This window comes from Aliiglaciecola sp. NS0011-25, assembly GCF_040370605.1.
Taxonomy (GTDB): Bacteria; Pseudomonadota; Gammaproteobacteria; order Enterobacterales; family Alteromonadaceae; genus Aliiglaciecola; species Aliiglaciecola lipolytica_A.
Genome location: NZ_BAABWR010000024.1, coordinates 1 through 16595, shown reverse-complemented (window position 1 = coordinate 16595; position 16595 = coordinate 1). Strand labels below are relative to the sequence as shown.

19 protein-coding genes are annotated in these 16595 nt (G+C 39.3%); 7 read left to right on the top strand and 12 right to left on the bottom strand.

Annotated features, from left to right (window positions below):
- Nucleotides 1–126: 126 nt before the first annotated feature.
- The 6 genes from feoB to thrS form a co-directional block, all read right to left on the bottom strand.
- Nucleotides 127–1980, bottom strand: coding sequence for a ferrous iron transporter B (feoB, locus tag ABWV72_RS18010; RefSeq protein ID WP_353372195.1), 1854 nt, complete (start codon nucleotides 1978–1980; stop codon nucleotides 127–129).
- Between the two features lie 70 nt (nucleotides 1981–2050).
- The gene (locus ABWV72_RS18005; RefSeq protein WP_216047297.1) at nucleotides 2051–2287 is read right to left on the bottom strand and encodes a FeoA family protein; all 237 of its coding nucleotides are present in this window, start codon (nucleotides 2285–2287) and stop codon (nucleotides 2051–2053) included.
- Nucleotides 2288–2509: 222 nt separating this feature from the next.
- Nucleotides 2510–2866, bottom strand: a complete 357-nt coding sequence (rplT, locus tag ABWV72_RS18000) for a 50S ribosomal protein L20 (protein ID WP_216047298.1) — start codon at nucleotides 2864–2866, stop codon at nucleotides 2510–2512.
- 18 nt (nucleotides 2867–2884) lie between these two features.
- Complete coding sequence (gene rpmI / locus ABWV72_RS17995) at nucleotides 2885–3082, bottom strand: 50S ribosomal protein L35 (RefSeq protein ID WP_216047299.1); 198 nt, start codon at nucleotides 3080–3082, stop codon at nucleotides 2885–2887.
- Nucleotides 3083–3223: 141 nt separating this feature from the next.
- A complete protein-coding gene (gene infC / locus ABWV72_RS17990; RefSeq protein WP_216047300.1) occupies nucleotides 3224–3778 on the bottom strand; it encodes a translation initiation factor IF-3 in 555 nt (184 codons plus the stop codon).
- Nucleotides 3779–3782: 4 nt separating this feature from the next.
- Nucleotides 3783–5699, bottom strand: coding sequence for a threonine--tRNA ligase (gene thrS, locus ABWV72_RS17985; protein ID WP_353372192.1), 1917 nt, complete (start codon nucleotides 5697–5699; stop codon nucleotides 3783–3785).
- 183 nt (nucleotides 5700–5882) lie between these two features.
- Between thrS and ABWV72_RS17980 the strand changes: the two genes are divergently transcribed.
- The 6 genes from ABWV72_RS17980 (at nucleotide 5883) to ABWV72_RS17955 (ending at nucleotide 10354) form a co-directional block, all read left to right on the top strand.
- Nucleotides 5883–6554: an START domain-containing protein gene (locus ABWV72_RS17980; RefSeq protein ID WP_353372190.1), complete on the top strand. Its 672-nt coding sequence runs from the start codon at nucleotides 5883–5885 to the stop codon at nucleotides 6552–6554.
- A gap of 103 nt (nucleotides 6555–6657) precedes the next feature.
- Nucleotides 6658–7518 carry a fructosamine kinase family protein gene (locus ABWV72_RS17975; RefSeq protein ID WP_216047303.1) on the top strand — a complete coding sequence of 287 codons (861 nt, stop codon included), beginning with the start codon at nucleotides 6658–6660 and terminating at the stop codon, nucleotides 7516–7518.
- A 95-nt stretch (nucleotides 7519–7613) separates the two neighbouring features.
- Nucleotides 7614–8357 (top strand): pteridine reductase, encoded by a 744-nt coding sequence (locus ABWV72_RS17970; protein ID WP_353372188.1) that lies wholly within the window; start codon nucleotides 7614–7616, stop codon nucleotides 8355–8357.
- A gap of 8 nt (nucleotides 8358–8365) precedes the next feature.
- Nucleotides 8366–8578, top strand: a complete 213-nt coding sequence (locus tag ABWV72_RS17965; RefSeq protein WP_216047305.1) for a CPXCG motif-containing cysteine-rich protein — start codon at nucleotides 8366–8368, stop codon at nucleotides 8576–8578.
- Nucleotides 8579–8674: 96 nt separating this feature from the next.
- Nucleotides 8675–9679 carry a DUF3080 family protein gene (locus ABWV72_RS17960; RefSeq protein ID WP_353372185.1) on the top strand — a complete coding sequence of 335 codons (1005 nt, stop codon included), beginning with the start codon at nucleotides 8675–8677 and terminating at the stop codon, nucleotides 9677–9679.
- A gap of 537 nt (nucleotides 9680–10216) precedes the next feature.
- Entirely contained in the window at nucleotides 10217–10354 is a 138-nt protein-coding gene (locus tag ABWV72_RS17955; protein ID WP_216047307.1) for an entericidin A/B family lipoprotein, read from the top strand.
- 99 nt (nucleotides 10355–10453) lie between these two features.
- On the opposite strand, the gene ABWV72_RS17950 is transcribed toward ABWV72_RS17955, so the two are convergent.
- Nucleotides 10454–11374 carry an alpha-E domain-containing protein gene (locus ABWV72_RS17950; RefSeq protein WP_342807942.1) on the bottom strand — a complete coding sequence of 307 codons (921 nt, stop codon included), beginning with the start codon at nucleotides 11372–11374 and terminating at the stop codon, nucleotides 10454–10456.
- A gap of 1 nt (nucleotide 11375) precedes the next feature.
- Nucleotides 11376–12830, bottom strand: a complete 1455-nt coding sequence (locus tag ABWV72_RS17945; protein WP_216047309.1) for a circularly permuted type 2 ATP-grasp protein — start codon at nucleotides 12828–12830, stop codon at nucleotides 11376–11378.
- A gap of 194 nt (nucleotides 12831–13024) precedes the next feature.
- Between ABWV72_RS17945 and ABWV72_RS17940 the strand changes: the two genes are divergently transcribed.
- On the top strand, nucleotides 13025–13759 hold the full coding sequence (locus tag ABWV72_RS17940) for a proteasome-type protease (protein WP_216047310.1): 735 nt from the start codon (nucleotides 13025–13027) through the stop codon (nucleotides 13757–13759).
- A gap of 87 nt (nucleotides 13760–13846) precedes the next feature.
- On the opposite strand, the gene ABWV72_RS17935 is transcribed toward ABWV72_RS17940, so the two are convergent.
- The 4 genes from ABWV72_RS17935 to ABWV72_RS17920 all read right to left on the bottom strand — a co-directional run.
- Nucleotides 13847–14956 (bottom strand): zinc-binding metallopeptidase family protein, encoded by a 1110-nt coding sequence (locus ABWV72_RS17935; RefSeq protein WP_353372182.1) that lies wholly within the window; start codon nucleotides 14954–14956, stop codon nucleotides 13847–13849.
- A 296-nt stretch (nucleotides 14957–15252) separates the two neighbouring features.
- Nucleotides 15253–15708: a hypothetical protein gene (locus tag ABWV72_RS17930; protein WP_216047312.1), complete on the bottom strand. Its 456-nt coding sequence runs from the start codon at nucleotides 15706–15708 to the stop codon at nucleotides 15253–15255.
- Nucleotides 15709–15731: 23 nt separating this feature from the next.
- On the bottom strand, nucleotides 15732–16022 hold the full coding sequence (locus tag ABWV72_RS17925; RefSeq protein WP_353372180.1) for a hypothetical protein: 291 nt from the start codon (nucleotides 16020–16022) through the stop codon (nucleotides 15732–15734).
- Nucleotides 16023–16297: 275 nt separating this feature from the next.
- Nucleotides 16298–16595: hypothetical protein (locus ABWV72_RS17920; protein WP_353372178.1), on the bottom strand; the 298-nt coding region annotated here is incomplete at its 5' end.

The following is a 16595-nucleotide window of genomic DNA, read 5'->3' as shown; positions in this document are numbered from 1 at the left end:
ATGAAAGAGTTTTGAATGGGAAAATGTTGCTAATAAGTGACTAGTAGTCAGACTCTTTTACCTTCTAAACCCCACAAAGATTCACTAAATAAGCGTCACTTTGTGAGGTAATGTAAATTTACAGTTTTAGAAAATGTTATATACGATAAACGCCATCAAATATGCGAGGGCGCCATAACCCACAACTAAACCCCAAGCGATCTTTTGACTGCCAGTTTCGGCTTTAATCGTTGCAACAGTGGCAACACATTGCAGTGCAATAACGTAAAACATTAACAGCCCCATGCCTGCGGCAAAGGTTAGCCCATCGTTTTGGATGTTGGCAGCTAAGCCAGCAATATTCTCATCTGCCCCTTCAATACCAAACAATGTTCCTAAGGTACCAACAAATACTTCACGGGCAAGAAATGACATCAAAATAGCCACGCCATATCGCCAATCGATACCAAGAGGTTCAAATAAAGGCTCAATAAAATGACCTATATGGCCTAAGTATGAATTTTCTAAACCGCCCTCATGAATAGGGAAATACCCCAAAATCCAAATCCCCACCGAAACCATGAAAATCACGGGTGCTGCGCGTCGAATAAAATACTTAGCGCTATTTAGCACGCGATACATCAGTGGTTTCCAGTGCGGCAAACGATAACTTGGTAACTCCAAGATAAAAGGCATTTCGCTTTTATCACTGTCGGCGAAATGCATTTTATCCATCACAAAACTTACGATTAATGCCGTCACTATGCCAGTCATGTAAAGACCAAAGAACACCATCCCTTGAGTATTTACCAATCCGCCAAGATATTGGACTTGCGGGATAAATACTGCGATTAATAAAGCATACACGGGCAAACGAGCTGAACAGGACATTAAAGGAATGGTCATCATCGTAATTAGACGCTTACGTGGTGACTCAATTGTTCGAGCGGCCATTATTGCAGGGATGGCACAGGCATGTCCCGATAAGTAAGGAATAAAACTTCGACCTGATAAACCAAAGAAGCTTAAGGGTTTATGACAAATCAATGCCGCACGGGCTAAATATCCACTGTCTTCTAACAACCCAATAATAAAGGTTAACACCATAATTTGTGGAACAAAAACTAAGAAAGAGCCTACCCCACCAAATATAGCGTCATTTAAGAAGTCATTAAAAATACCTTCAGGCAGCATCTTACTGACAAAACTGGCAAGGATTCCTATACCACTTTCAACCGCGTCCATAAGTGGTGTTGCCCAAGTAAAGATACTTTGGAATAACAAAAACATAATAGCCATGAAAGCAACACCGCCTAACCAATTATGTAATAAAAATTGATCTATCCGGTTCTGTTGTTTCAGCACTACATTTGCATTCATTCCGAACTTATAAGCTAGCTGACGGCTTTGCTTGATAACGTCATCATGATTATCATTTACTATTTTTGGTATCGTGCTTTGTTGTTTTTCAACTAGTTCTGGTAACGCTTGCTGAAACTCTGACAGTCCAATCAGCGTTTTCGCAGATAATGCAAAAACCGGTGAGCCTAGCTCTGTTGATAGACCTTGCACATCGATTTCATGTCCAAAACGCAATGCGTCGTCGATCATGTTGATGACAAACACAAAACCTTTGTTGTGCTTTTTTGCTAAAGCTTGAATTTGCAGTCCAAATACCAAGCTGCGCTCAAGTCTAGAGGCATCCAAAACACACACAATTAAACCGGTTTCATCGCTATCGAGAGCTTTATAAATAGCGTCTACTGCCACTTGCTCGTCTTGAGAGAAACTATGCAGTGAATAAGTTCCAGGGAAATCTACAATCGTTAGATCTTTCATCTTACCTGATTTCAGCTCTACTGTGACGCCAGGAAAGTTAGCCACTTTTTGCTGCAATCCCGTTAATTGGTTGAACAGTAAGCTTTTACCGCTATTTGGTCGTCCAATTAAAACAACTTTCTGTTGAGCATTATTAATATTATCTGAAACAGTTGAAGACACTACGGGTACCTGTTTAGTGAGAATTTAGTAAAGTAGAAAATAACGAGCTAACGAGTTAGACGAAATTGAGCTATATTTTAATTTTAATATTTTGCGCTATTTCTTTATCAATTGACAAGATTGCACCACCCAATTCCACAACTTTTGGACCGTTAAATGGACATTGCTTTAAACATACGATTATCTCACCGTCACAAAAGCCCATTTCTTTAAGCCTATTACTCATAGCAACCGAAAGACCACTTTGTAATCCAACGATTTCGGCGGTTTTTTTAGTAGGAAGTTCCCACACTGTATTTTGCAACATGACTTACTGACCACAAATGAGAATTATTTTCATTTATTATCTTATAAAGTACTAGTAAAAGGCAAGGTTTGAATAGCCTGCTTTGAGATTTTTTAAGCGATAAAGTGCATATCTAATTATTAACCCGAATAATCAGTACAATTTATATTCAGCCAAAACGAAAAAAGGCGAACCATCCTGGTTCGCCTTTTCCCGAAAGAACTTAAACTTAATTGTTAAAAATTAAGCCAATGCGCCTTTTGCTGCATCAACCAATGCAGTAAATGCGCCTTTATCATGCACAGCGATGTCAGCAAGGATCTTACGATCGATTTCGACAGACGCTTTCTTCAGACCGTTAATGAAACGGCTGTAAGACATGCCATTTTGACGTGCCGCAGCATTAATACGTGCAATCCATAATTGACGGAATTGACGCTTACGCTGACGACGGTCACGGTATGCATATTGACCTGCTTTTGTTACTGCCTGGACAGCAACGCGATAAACTCGACTACGAGCTCCGTAATAACCTTTGGCTTGCTTTAGTACCTTCTTATGACGGGCACGGGCAACTACACCACGTTTTACTCTTGCCATTTTTTAGTCTCCTGTGCTTTAAACGTAAGGTAACATGCGTTGAATCAACGCAGTGTCAGCTGAATGGGCTAATTTCTTGCCACGCAAGTGACGTTTACGCTTAGAGCTCTTCTTGGTCAAAATGTGACGCAAGTGAGACTGCTTACTTTTGAAACGACCTGAAGCGGTTTTTTTAAAACGCTTGGCTGCTCCACTATTGGATTTCATTTTAGGCATTGCTAAAACTCCGCATTGTTAAGACCACACTTGAGGACATGCATTGCATGACTACTCTGGGGTCGTTGTTTCAACATAGCAGCAAGGTGAACTTAAGGTGCAGATCCGATTTTACGGTCCTTAGTTACTTGTAAACCTTTACTACTTCTTAATTGGGGCGAGCACCATGATCATTTGACGACCTTCCACTCTATGAGGGAAAGATTCGCAATTAGCAATGTCTTCTAAATCCGCGCGCACGCGTTTTAGTTGTTCAATGCCGATCTCTTGGTGGGCCATTTCACGTCCGCGAAAACGAATCGTTACCTTGGCCTTATCACCTCCTTCTAGAAAGCGACGCAGGTTGCGCAGTTTTACCTGGTAGTCGCCTTCATCAGTGCCAGGGCGAAATTTAATCTCCTTGACCTGAATTTGCTTTTGTTTTTTCTTCTGCTCTTTTTGAGCTTTACTCTTCTCGAAAAGGAACTTTCCGTAATCCATTACCTTACATACAGGCGGCTCAGCGTTCGGACTTATCTCTACTAGATCCAAACTAGCTTGGTCGGCGAGAGTTTGAGCTTCTCCTAGAGATACTATCCCTAGCTGTTCACCTTCTTTACCAATTAAGCGAACTTCTGTCGCTGTGATTTCTTCATTGATGTTGGCTTTATCGCCTTGAGCCTTATTATTAGCGCCTTTAATATGTCGTTCCTCCACGAAATTAATCTAATTGCTTAGATGTGACCTGTTGATTAATCAACTCCATAAACCCTTCTATTGAGAATTTACCGAGGTCATCACCCTTGCGAGAGCGCACCGCTACTTCGTTTGCTTCCATTTCTTTGTCGCCTACGACTAATAAAAATGGAACACGTCTAAGAGTGTGCTCGCGGATTTTAAAGCCTATCTTCTCATTTCTCAAGTCCGACTTCGATCTAATTCCATTTTGTTGTAATTTTTTCGCTACATTTGCAGCATATTCACCCTGTTTATCGGTGATATTCATCACCACAACCTGAGTTGGAGCTAACCAAGTCGGATACAAGCCAGCATACTCTTCAGTCAAAATACCGATAAAACGTTCAAGTGAACCTAATGTTGCACGGTGAATCATGACAGGCACTTTACGTTCCCCATCTTCGGCAACATAAGTAGCACCTAAACGACCAGGCATTGAGAAATCAAGTTGCACGGTACCACATTGCCAAGCACGGTCTAAGCAATCATGTAAGGTAAATTCAATTTTGGGGCCGTAAAAAGCACCTTCACCTGGTAAATACTGAAAATCGATATTCTTTGAGGTCAATGCATCGGCAAGCTTTTGTTCGGCTTTATCCCAAACTTCGTCTGAGCCCACGCGTTTTTCAGGACGTGTGGATAATTTCACTACAATTTTCTCAAAGCCAAAAACTTTGTAAACTTCGTAAATCATATCAATACAACTTGCCACTTCGGCCTGTATCTGATCTTCGGTACAGAAAATATGTGCGTCATCTTGGGTGAATCCACGTACGCGCATCAGGCCGTGTAAAGCACCAGATGGTTCGTTACGGTGACAACAACCAAATTCAGCCATACGCAAAGGTAGGTCACGGTATGATTTCAAACCTTGATTAAATATTTGTACGTGTCCGGGGCAGTTCATCGGCTTGATAGCATATTCACGCTTCTCAGACTCTGTGGTAAACATATGCTCAGAGTATTTTTCCCAATGACCAGATTTTTCCCACAAAACGCGGTCCATCATCAGTGGGCCTTTTACTTCACCAAAACCATATTCACGTTGTTTTATGCGAATATATTTTTCTAGCTCAGTGTAAATACTCCAACCATCGTTGTGCCAGAACACCATTCCAGGCGCTTCTTCTTGCCAATGGAACAAATCTAATGCTTTACCAATTTTACGGTGATCACGCTTTTCAGCTTCTTCTAAACGATTGAGGTAAGCTTTCAGTTGTTTTTTATCAGCCCAAGCTGTGCCATAAATGCGCTGCAACATTTTATTGTCACTATTGCCACGCCAATAAGCTCCAGCCACTTTCATTAACTTGAAATGTTGACAAAAACGCATGTTAGGTACATGAGGACCGCGACACATATCGACATATTCTTCGTGATGGTATAGTCCTGGACTGTCATCTTTGCTGATGTTTTCATCCAAGATTTCTATTTTATAAGTCTCACCACGAGCTTCAAAGGTATCTCTTGCTTGCTGCCAACTTACTTTCTTCTTAACCACGTCATAACTGGTTTTCGCCAGCTCTAACATACGCTTTTCCAGCTTGACTAGATCGTCATCATTTAATGAATGTTCCATGTCGATATCGTAATAAAAACCGTTATCGATTGTTGGACCTATGGCCATTTTGACGTCAGGATAGAGCTGTTTGATGGCGTGACCAATCAAATGTGCACAAGAGTGACGGATGATTTCTAATCCCTCTTCGTCTCTGGCAGTAATAATCTGTAGACTGGCATCTTCAGTGATCATGTCGACGGCGTCCACCAGCTCGCCATTTATTTTTCCAGCAATAGTAGCTTTCGCTAGCCCTGGTCCAATATCATTGGCTACATCTAATACAGAAACGGAATTTTCGAACTGGCGTTGACTGCCATCAGGAAGAGTAATTGTTAGCATTGAATAATCCTTTACACAGTGGTGACACCTACCAAGCGCCACGTGTGAATTATAAAGTTATTTTTCGGTTCTAAGTGTATAAACAATAAAAAACACCCAGCGGAGGGTGTTTAAACAACTTAAACCGAAAAATGAATAAGTTAATAAAAAATCAACCCTGCTACGATCAGGGAGAAGGAACACATGATACCTAAAATGTTACTGCCGATGCAATCAGTACGGACATATAATGCATGTATAAAATACGCATTACTGTGTTTATCATTGTTGCTGCATGTTCAAACCTTTGCCAAGCCATCAAGGGAAAATTGGTTGTTAGCAAAACAAACAGAGCATATCAAGATTCACACTGTTGAAGATGTCAGCGGTTACGTTTGGCTCAAAGCAACGATTACAGTCAAGGGCGTGCCCGAAGATTTTTTAACACTTCTGGATAATACCGCAATCGCCGCTAGCTGGATTGATAATTGCGAAAAAGTCGAACTTCTTGCCTCCCCCTCGCCTGTAGAGAAAATCGTCAAAACGACTTTCAACGCACCTTGGCCAGCCAAAGACCGTGAAATGATAACCAAGTCATTTACCGAAATTGATTCAGCAACTCACACAATAAGGATTCAAGTACAAGACTACTCTGAATATTATCCGCCCAACAACACACTTGTTCGGATACAAAATGTGCGCGGTAATTGGCGAATAACCGCAACATCAAAAAATACTATGCAAATTGAATACATCGGATATGGTGAACCCTCTGGAAATCTCCCTATCTGGCGAGCAAATAAGTTAGTTGTATCTTCGATGTTTAAAACTTTTCATAATCTGGGGGAAATATTCGGTGCGCCTACAAGGTTTTAACATTACAAAAAGTTATAACGTGTACTTTTTAATAATGAAAAATACCTTCAATTATTTGCAAGTGATCCATACTCAGGTTTTATAGCTAAATTAAGTCAAACTTATGTGGCATTTTGTTAGCGATCAAATTAGTCAAATATTAAATCAAGAATTTATTTGTGACGATATCCGAGAGATCACTGAAGGAGACTCTCATAGCGCTTACCGCATTACAGATGGACACAAACGTTTTTTTGTTAAGCTCAATGATGAGGACAAAATATCGAATTTCAGTGCCGAAGCTGAAGGGCTAGAGCACCTTGCACAAGCCAATATTATTAAGGTGCCGAAAGTCATCTGTTTTGGTGTTTGTGAAAATAAAAGTTATCTGGTTTTAGAGTATCTTCGGTTAGTCGCAGGCAATGAAAAAAACTGGTTCGATTTAGGTTCAAAATTAGCCACCATGCATCAAACTCAAACACAAAAAATGTATGGTTGGCAGGAAGATAACTTTATAGGTTTAACTCCTCAACCGAATCGTTGGTCGAAAAAGTGGGCGCAATTTTTTGCCGAACAACGTATCGGTTATATGCTTCAACTTTTAGCAGAAAACGGTCATCACATTGCAGCCATCGATGATGTGGTTGAATCTGTCGAAAAATTGTTACACGGACATAATCCTCCAGCCTCTATGCTGCACGGCGACCTGTGGATTGGTAACACAGGCTTCCAGCATGATTCACCGGTGGTATTTGACCCAGCGTTCTATTTTGGCGATAGGGAGACAGATATTGCGATGACAGAATTATTTAATAAATTTCCAGTTACCTTTTATCAAGGCTATAACTCGATTTGGCCGCTTACGGAGCATTATGCTTACAGAAAGCAGGTTTACCAGTTGTATCATATTCTCAACCATGCATTGTTGTTTGGGGGAAATTATTTGCAAACCGCAAAATCACTGCTTAGGAATATGCAAGGATGAAGTACTTGCTTAAACTCAGAACTAAAACCGGACTTGTGTCAAAAATCTATCCCAGCTAGTCTTTGTTATCTTCATAAACGATTAAACTAGGTATCATGGAAAACAAAGTAGTATTTATCACTGGCAGTGCCAAACGTCTTGGGGCTTACACGGCTAAATTTCTGCATAATTTAGGCTATCGAATTGTGCTGCACTGCCATCATTCTGTGGAACAAGTTGAAGCATTGTCTAAGCAATTGAATGGCAAACGAGCAGATTCAGTAAAATGGGTACAAGGTAATTTGTGTGAACTGGAAGCGTTAAACAAAATTGCCCAGTCAGCTGTCGACGCTTTTGGTCGCATTGATGTGTTGATTAACAACGCATCCGCCTTCTACCCTACTCCCCTAGGAGACTTTGTAGCACAAGATTGGCAAGCTCTAATGGGCAGTAACGCTCAAGCCCCGCTATTCCTAATTCAAAAATTACAAAAACAACTTGCACAAAATCAAGGTGTTGTGATCAATATGGTGGATATTCATGCACAACGTCCATTGTCAGGCCATACTATATACTGCATGGCGAAAGCGGCTTTGGTGACGCTAACCCAATCACTTGCACAAGAATTAGCACCTGATGTTCGTATTAACGGTGTAGCCCCTGGGGCAATTTTGTGGCCGGACACGGCCCTCCCAGAAAACGAAAAAAATGCGATACTGTCTCAGATCCCATTATGCCGTTTAGGTTGTGAAAAAGACATTTCTGAAGCAATCGCATTTCTAATTTCGGCTCCTTATATTACAGGCCAGATATTGGCAGTTGACGGAGGTCGAAGTATCGCGAACCCTAGTGTCGCATAGGAGAATGAATGACTACTGAAGTGTTTGAAACTGAACAAACTATTGCTTGTCCAGAGTGCGGTCATCACTTGCATATAAGTGTAGATTACAGCAATGGTGATCAGGACTTCTTTGAAGAGTGCCCCAACTGCTGTCACGAGTTTCACGTTAAGCTCCATATTGATGAGCTTAATCGCAAACTTCAAATCAATATCAATTCAGATGATGAGCAGTTGTATTGACCTCAATTATTAAATTAGGTTGAGGTTTTAATTTTTTAGAGGCCCATCAAATTTGCTGGGCTTAAATATACAAACAAACAGCAAAAGGTGGTTTATTTGTCATCAATACCCTTGCTGCCGCTATTTTGTAGCCTCATTTTGGTAAATGCATGCGGCCAGTCATCGATTCAATCGAGTTTTACTGAATATCAAAACCAAGTTGGCGAAGAGCTGAACATTTCAATTCTATTAAACACTGAAAACCCTAGTCTTCATTATCCATCATCGCAACAGATGAAATTAGATATTCCTGAGACGACAATGAATTTACGAGACTTTTATGCTTTGAAGCATTGTCCTGTATCCACCTTAATTGCACAACGAAACACAGCACTAGGTAAGGTTCAATTGCCATCCCAACGCTTCGCTTACGAAGTTAAATTAATTCAAGGGCTTAATGAATGTCTTCAGCAAACTGATGACGAACAACAACAGCAGCAGTTAACCCAGTGGCTTGAGGACAAATATCAAACACTACCAAAAGTGTGGGCGCAAATGGTCCTTAGCAGTGCTGAAATCAGACGCTCGTTGAGTACCAATTCAACGCTATTTACACAAATAAGTAACGAGCAACTGCGATCATATCAAGCTTCGCTAAGTTTAATCGTTAACTTATACTCCCCTACGATGACAGACATTGATGGATTAGAAGCAGCATTAAATACGCTACGACAACAACCACTGCCTGCACAAATTTGGTATACACAAAATCAACTGAGCTTTTGGCTTAACAATCTGGCTGATAGATTACAAAGTGAGTTTGCTAAGATATCTTGTCAATCCGCTTCCTCTGCTGAACAGATAGCAAATCTGAAGCTAATCTACGAGCAAAACTTCATCGCAGATATCCTCCCCGTTATAGGTCGTTTAGCGGAGGTTCACCACATGTTAGAACCTAACTTCAAGACTTTACGTAATAACCCAGTATTATTGGAGCCTTTCAAAAAATTTTTAATACAAAGAAAATTAGAATCAGAAAATTATCTCAATGCACAGCATAAACACGAGAAAGTCTGGCAAAATTTATTGATCAAATGCAATAGTACCAATCAAAAAGTCTAGCCCAACACAAACAACTGTATATAATCACAGTTATGATGACTCATAATATTCGATACTCAAAACGCACTTGCTTTATTTATAAACAGAATCAGTTGCTTGGTAAAATTCAATTTCAGCGAGATGCAAAAATCGGGATTTGGAGAGTGACTTATTTATCGGCAGATTTACCAGTGAATAGTGATGATCGACCATCTGATATTCATGCCAAACTGTGTAGCTTAGAACTGTCTTGGCGGTGGGGTAAAATTTATCACTGCTACAACCAATTACGATTTTAAGAATTTACCCCAATCAACTACTGGCAGATCATCGTTTTAGACTGAATTTCGATCTCATTTTTCATAATAAGCCTGTGTAAATTATTCCATAGAATAAGAATATTTGGCTAAAAGCAACTCTCCCAACCTAAATAAAATTGAGTAAATAACATTAAATTCAAAAACTTACAAATTGGCATTAAACTCGCTTAGTTCAGTATAACGTAGTGCTTTAAATCCCATTTATAGACTTGTTATCAAAACACAGTGAGGCAACATTATGACTTTACAATCAAAAATTAAAATTATTCTTACCTTGACGTTAATGCTAGTGATGCTAACAGGTTGTGCAACTGTTGAAGGTGCAGGCAAAGATATAGAAAGTGCGGGTGATGCCATACAAGAGGCCGCCAATTAAAATTACCGATACAAACGGCTCAACATTTTATCAATGTTGAGCCGTTTTTAAATATAACCTTGCAACATCACTAATGCAGTAGTGCTTTAACTTCAATGCTTAAAAATAAGTTTCATCAATTTTGTTATACACATTAATCAAGCCTAATTGCATTTCATCAATAAATTCATGTAATTTATCCTGAATTAACAATTGCGGATTAGCTTCCAATAATTGCTTTTCAACCTTGGATATCATCTCCACACATTGCTCGTAATTAGGTAATTCTCGCAAACAATATTCGACTTGATTTAAGGTATGAATCAAGGCTCTGGGGAAACGATTTTCCAACATCAGGAATTTCAGCACATCAGGTCGTCGAATTTTGAGTCGAACCTCTCGACGATACATTTGATAAGCAGTAAGCGACTTTAATACACTCATCCACTGTAAATTCTCCAGTGCTGATTGCTCAGTTTCCATATCCTGAACTAAAGACGCAGAACGAACATCAATAATTCGAGTGGTCATATCAGCTCGCTCCAAATTACGTCCAATACGTAAAAATTGATATGCCTCATCTCGTGTCATCGTACTAACAAGAATCCCCGTGATCTTTTGATTGGATTCAATTATTTCCGTTAAATACTCATATCGAGAGCGTCGAGCTATGGCTTTTTGACGATTAGCATAGGCGAACAAGTAAAGTTCGTTAATCTGCTCCCAAGCCTCTCTAGGAATAATTTCACGAATCGTTCTTGCATTCTCTCTGGCGGCACTTAACGAGTTTACAATTGAGCCCAAATTTTTGCTATCACCTACCATAAAGTTCAAAACGTTTCGTTCGTTCGCTTCTTGGTACTTTGCGTAAAACTCTTCTCGGTTCGAGACAATATCAACAAGCGGTTCCCAGCCTAAAACAATGCTTTTGGGAAGATCTAAAAGTAGGTTAAAATTAACATTAATTAATCGTGCGGTGTTTTCTGCTCGCTCCAGATAACGCCCCATCCAGCATAAATTACTCGCGACACGTGACAACATATTAATTGCCCTCCATATCAACAATCCATGTATCTTTACTACCACCACCTTGTGATGAGTTCACCACAGTAGAGCCTTTAATCATGGCGACTCTGGTCAAGCCCCCCATGGTTACTTTGATATCTTGCCCACTTAATATAAAGGGTCTTAAATCTAAATGACGTCCTTCTGCTTTGTTATCTATCAAAGTAGGCGCAGTGGATAACAACAGCATTGGCTGAGCTACATAATTACGCGGATCTTTTTTGATTAATTGTCGGAATTTTTGATGTTCTCGTTTAGATGCATGTGGACCAATCAACATGCCATATCCACCAGATTCATTGGCCGGTTTTACAACCATTTTTTCAATATTTTCTAACACATATTCACGTTCTTCTGGATTAACGCAGCGATAGGTTGGCACATTCGGTAGCAGAGCGTCTTCATTAAGATAATATTTAATAATTTCAGGTACATAACTGTAGACAACTTTATCATCAGCGACCCCTGAACCCGGTGCGTTGGCCAAACCAACATTGCCTTTTTTCCAAGCTCGCATGATCCCAGGAATACCTAACGTTGAGTCAGGATGGAATACTTCTGGGTCAATATACCAGTCGTCAATTCGGCGATATATTACGTCCACACGATTTAATCCATTGATGGTTCGCATATAGACGCAATCATCTTCTTTCACAACTAAATCATCACCTGTTACCAATTCAGCACCCATTTGTTGCGCCAAATAAGCATGTTCAAAATAGGCTGAATTATATATACCGGGAGTTAACACCACTATTTCTGGCTCTTTCACATCTCGTGGTGACAGACTGGCCAACATGTCATATAAATCTGAAGGGTAATTATCAATGGGAAGAATATTGTATTTTTCGAACATTTCTGGAAAAACGCGCTTCATAACTTGTCGATTTTCCAACATATAGGAAACACCAGAGGGAACACGAAGGTTGTCTTCTAACACATATACGGTTCCGTTGTGATCTCGCACCAGGTCTGAGCCACAAATATGCGCCCAAATGCCCTGCGGTGGCTTCACACCAATACAATCTTTCAAAAAGTTTTTAGATTTTTTTAATAAGTTCGCCGGAAAAACACCGTCTTTGATAATGTTTTGATCATTGTATAAGTCATCAATAAACATATTTAGTGCTTTTACACGCTGTTTAAGGCCTAGTTCAATTTGCTGCCATTCTTTGAGTTCAATTAGGCGAGGTATAATGTCGAAAGGCCATGCGCGGTCTATGGAACCCTCTTCATCGTTATAGATTCTAAACGTTATGCCCATAACCTGAATGGCAGAATCGGATGCGGCTTTATATTCTTTTAGTTCGTTATCAGACAACCCCTTGAGGTAGTCACACAAATCTTTCGCATACTCTCTCGGTTTAGATCGCCCCTGAATCAGCTCGTCATAAAATTGACCTATTGCATAGTTTCCCCATCTAATCGCCATAGATCCTCCAGACTTACTTATTATTGTTGTTTAATCTTAGTTTACTCACATAATTAAGCTTTTCTCAGGTGTAAATTTAAAATTTTATTGTTTTTAAATTCGCCACAGTTCAAAATAACTGCGCTGCATTATATGAGCAAGTTTTTTCTCAATAACAAGATGTTTTAACGTTAAATAAATCAAAGAGAAGCCAATTGACTTACTGTTTAGCTATTGCCCTGAATAAAGGTTTAGTATTCGCCTCGGACTCCCGTACCAATGCTGGCGTCGATTATGTTGCCACTTACAGTAAGATGTCCAGCTTCGTATTTCCTGACAATCGAACAATCGTACTATTAACTTCAGGTAGCTTAGCCACCTCTCAAGCGGTAATAAATGCCATAAAACGTGACTTATCAGATCCCAACGCTGATTTTGATATCAGTCAAGGGAACTACCTCCATGAAGTAGCTCAGTACATTGGAGATTTAAGTCAACAAGAACAAAAACGACATGCTGATGCCATGGAAAAGTCAAAAACCAGTAATGAATCAAGCTTTTTACTCGGTGGTCAAATCAAAGGTAAAAAGAGTGAAATATTTTTGATATATCCCCAAGGCAATTATATTTCGGCATCTGACGAAACCCCCTTTTTACAAATTGGCGAGAATAAATATGGGAAGCCAATATTAGATCGTATTATTACGCCCTCAACATCATTAGAAGATGCCGCTAGATGCGCTATCGTTTCACTAGATTCAACGATTCGCAGTAACATATCCGTTGGACCACCAATTGAATTAGCGATTCATCGAACAGACCAGATAGAAGAGCCTTATCACAACGTATTGACGACAAATAGTAACATGTACAGATCCGTACAAAAGCAGTGGAATGAAGGTTTAAAAAGAGCGTTCGAAAATCTTCCTCGCTTCGACTGGGAAAAATAACCATCAAAAGGCTCAATTAATCTTTCAAGCGAAGGTTAACTGCGTTTAACTAGGCTTTTAACCAACTAAGAGACAGACCACGATTGATTACGCAGCACCCTTGCTCAAACTGGTCATCTCAGAATCTAATACGACTTCATGGATGAAGCGTAATTTATCCAATGCTGAAATGGAAATCACAAAAGGATAAGCATCATCAAGACCCATGCTTCTATTCAAGGCGTTTAATACCTTGGTCAATTGGCACCAATCGTTGAAAAGATGGGTGAATGAGGTAGAAGTATAAATTTGATCAATCACGCTATCCATGTTTGGAATTGGACTGGCAATTTTGTTGCCAGAAATTGAGAAGTCATAATCGTTAGCGGTTTCCAACGTATCTAACATATGTAAATAGTGCGCCCATGTTTCAGCCCAATCTTCCCAAGGATGCATACTTGCATAAGCACTTATCCAAACATTTTGCCAGTTTTCGTTAGGCCCCTTTGCATAATAGGTTTCCATCGACTTCACATAATCTAGACGTTCATCACCAAATAATCTTCGAAATTCATCTATTTTATCGCTGCCTGATATCAATCTATCCCAATAATAGTGGCCTGATTCATGTCGGAAGTGACCAAGCAAAGTGCGATAGCGTTCGTTCATTTTTTCACGCATATCTACACGCGCACTATCATCGGCTTCATTAAGATTAATCGTAATCAAACCATTGGCATGACCTGTAGTAACAAAACTCTTCACGGTTAATTCATTGCCAAATGAATCTTGAGTTTTATCACGCAAAAACGCAAACCCCAATCCATTTATTGGGTCTTTTGTACGATCAACGAGGGGTAAATTAAGTTTCAGCAAGGTATATAACAAACGCCTTTTTGCGAGCTCCATTTTTGCCCATAGCACTCTATTTTCTACATCATCCAGATCTGGAATCACTTCATTAAGTCGGCATGAAACACAATAATCATGCGAATCTTCAAGGGGAACCATCCAGTTGCAAACATTGTGCTCTGAATAATTTTTACACTTTTTAAATAACAAACCATTACTGGAGGCCTGCAAATTACCATACTGGTTAGTTGTAAAAGCGCTAAGTCTGTTGTCTTGTGGAATAAAACCTAGCATTAACCCGCACGATACGCACTGAACGTTCGCGAAATGCAAAGTATTACCACATTGGCATGTAAATGTTTTCAAAAAAGTGTCCTAGATATAACTTCAACCTAAACTGAATATTCAATTTTAGTACAATATCGATAGCCGAGTATTAGAACCCGCATGACTAAGAATAGCAATCCCACAGAGCATAATGCAGCAGTCACTATCAATGACAAAAGGATATCCTTTAGCGTTGAAAATCTAGATAAAATTTAAACAAAGCAAAGTGTTATGTAGAATCGAAGAATTGCGTTTTAGTGAATAAAAGTGCCTGCAAAATTCATTGAAAGCACATTATTTATCTTCAACACGTTGAAACCTAAAAGGTTATTAAATTAATGTAATTGAGAAGCTGACATACTTGAAAAATAACTATGATTCTCGACTAAGTTCGAGTTGGCCTCTAATAATGCCGTTTCACAATGTTTGAAAAAGGCCACTTTTGCCCCGTAACCTTCTGCACAAGCAATTGCTCGATTGAGCTTTTGTCGAATTTTACGTAAAAATACACAAGCCTTATCGGTTTCCCCTAAAGCGGAATATGAAGAAGCTAACATAATGGCAATAGCGGTCATTTTTGTAGTCAATTGTGGAGACTCTAATCGGCTATCAAAAATAATTTCCGTTGTTTCTAGGGCTGTGCCTAAAAATGGAATCACGTTCTGATATTGTCCTCGGTGAAATAGACTCTCCGCGTAATCGGTTAATTCATTCACCTTTTGAAACGCTTCTTTAGGATGATCTTCCACCCATATTTGGTGACTCGGACAAACAAATTGGAAATTTGACATACTAAAACCCCTCTGGATTTTGCTTATTTTCGTGATGGATTAAAAGAAAAGATTTGATAACCACTGGCTTTCGAAATGCTTGGGTCAGTGTTGTGCGTATACTCAATAAAATAATGATAAAGCGTAGAAATATCCGCCATTTTCCGCTGATATTGCTGCTTTTCTAATATCTCGAATAACAAAGGTTTGAGACGTTGGATCATACGAAAACAATATTTACGCCATGCTATGCTTAGCAAACTGTCACAAACCACATTTAATAAAGTATCAACAATGCGTAAATGCGCAGCTTTAGTCTCCTTGCTATCAGACATTGTTTTCGCCCTTTCCAATCCTGCATGAACATATCGATTTATAATTTCAAACTCTGCGTCTTCAGAAGGTTTTGTCACTGCCATTTCTAAACACGAAAAAGTAAAACAATACATACCCACAAACCTTATTGATAATCATTATCATTTAGGTTAAGTGATAAGACATATAAGGTCAACGCTAAAACGTAAATTAATTAGTGTAATTTTACTCACAGATTCTAATACACTGAAAATATGTGATTTTTTATTTCGATGAGAATTTTAATATTGCAGTTTTAAATTGTGAGCAACTTATACACCGAGTCAAAAAAGTGATAGCGCTGAGCACGAATACGCAAATTGGAGCCATATAAAAGGATCAATATAAAGTAGATGATTCGAATAAATTGGTGCCATATAAAAGGATCAATATAAAAAGATGATTCGAATAAATTGGTGCGTCCGAGTAGACTCGAACTACCTACCTGTGGACCGGGCCATAGAAAGCGGTAGTGCTGAGCACGAATACGCAAATTGCAGCCATATAAAAGGATCAATATAAAATAGATGATTCGAATAAATTGGTGCGTCCGA

Coding starts and splice junctions, on each gene's coding strand:
- ABWV72_RS18005 (WP_216047297.1), bottom strand. CDS start 2,287: ATGTTGCAAAATACAGTGTGGGAACTTCCTACTAAAAAAACCGCCGAA.
- rplT (WP_216047298.1), bottom strand. CDS start 2,866: ATGGCAAGAGTAAAACGTGGTGTAGTTGCCCGTGCCCGTCATAAGAAG.
- rpmI (WP_216047299.1), bottom strand. CDS start 3,082: ATGCCTAAAATGAAATCCAATAGTGGAGCAGCCAAGCGTTTTAAAAAA.
- thrS (WP_353372192.1), bottom strand. CDS start 5,699: ATGCTAACAATTACTCTTCCTGATGGCAGTCAACGCCAGTTCGAAAAT.
- ABWV72_RS17980 (WP_353372190.1), top strand. CDS start 5,883: ATGATACCTAAAATGTTACTGCCGATGCAATCAGTACGGACATATAAT.
- ABWV72_RS17975 (WP_216047303.1), top strand. CDS start 6,658: ATGTGGCATTTTGTTAGCGATCAAATTAGTCAAATATTAAATCAAGAA.
- ABWV72_RS17970 (WP_353372188.1), top strand. CDS start 7,614: ATGGAAAACAAAGTAGTATTTATCACTGGCAGTGCCAAACGTCTTGGG.
- ABWV72_RS17965 (WP_216047305.1), top strand. CDS start 8,366: ATGACTACTGAAGTGTTTGAAACTGAACAAACTATTGCTTGTCCAGAG.
- ABWV72_RS17955 (WP_216047307.1), top strand. CDS start 10,217: ATGACTTTACAATCAAAAATTAAAATTATTCTTACCTTGACGTTAATG.
- ABWV72_RS17950 (WP_342807942.1), bottom strand. CDS start 11,374: ATGTTGTCACGTGTCGCGAGTAATTTATGCTGGATGGGGCGTTATCTG.
- ABWV72_RS17945 (WP_216047309.1), bottom strand. CDS start 12,830: ATGGCGATTAGATGGGGAAACTATGCAATAGGTCAATTTTATGACGAG.
- ABWV72_RS17930 (WP_216047312.1), bottom strand. CDS start 15,708: ATGTCAAATTTCCAATTTGTTTGTCCGAGTCACCAAATATGGGTGGAA.
- ABWV72_RS17925 (WP_353372180.1), bottom strand. CDS start 16,022: ATGTCTGATAGCAAGGAGACTAAAGCTGCGCATTTACGCATTGTTGAT.